Source organism: Castellaniella sp. GW247-6E4 (genome assembly GCF_040276065.1).
In the GTDB taxonomy this organism is placed as follows: Bacteria; Pseudomonadota; Gammaproteobacteria; order Burkholderiales; family Burkholderiaceae_B; genus Castellaniella.
On the sequence record NZ_JBELOI010000057.1, the window covers coordinates 1 to 622 of the forward strand.

1 protein-coding gene is annotated in these 622 nt (G+C 61.4%); it reads right to left on the reverse strand.

Annotated features, from left to right (window positions below; translation table 11 throughout):
* Positions 1-383, reverse strand: a 383-nt coding sequence (locus ABS761_RS16920) for an IS21 family transposase (protein ID WP_502881461.1), incomplete at its 3' end; no start/stop codon positions are given.
* Positions 384-622 lie beyond the last annotated feature (239 nt).

The window sequence follows — 622 nt, forward strand, 5'->3', positions numbered from 1 at the left end:
TGCACCTGTCGCATCGAGCGCTTCAGGGTCCTGGTGTACTGGTGGTAGCGTTCGCAGAACTGGCTGTATTGCAGGGTGCGCCGGCCCAGGTGGTCGGCCTGGTATTCCTGCCATAGCAGCATGAGCGTGACGCCTTTGCGCGCGAGCTCACGATGCATGGTCGGGAAGTCCGGCAGCGGGGCCTGTGCCGCGCCTCGGGCGGGAATCAGCCGCGCTTCCAGTTCATGCTCGGCCAACGGTTCGATGGCCGCCCAGGTGAGGCCCACCGCCTGGGCGGCAGCGACATACTTGGCGACCACGCCCTTGGAGATACCCAGCGCCTGGGCACAACGCCGCTGGGACTGGCCCTGCGACAAGACGTGTTGCAAGATCAATTTGATCATGTGCGTTCTCAGAAGAGGCGGCGGCATGAGGGCTCCAAAAAGCCCATCACACTACCGCAGGGTTGATGACAACGCGTTGTTGTTCAACCCCGCTGGAACGCACCGGTCACGATCACCGGAATCGGTGGTCACGATGCCGGAATGACTGGTCACGATACCGGAATCAGAGAAAACCACCTGTCCGACACAAGGTGGTCACGATCACCGGAATCAGTGGTCACAATCATCGGAATACGCAG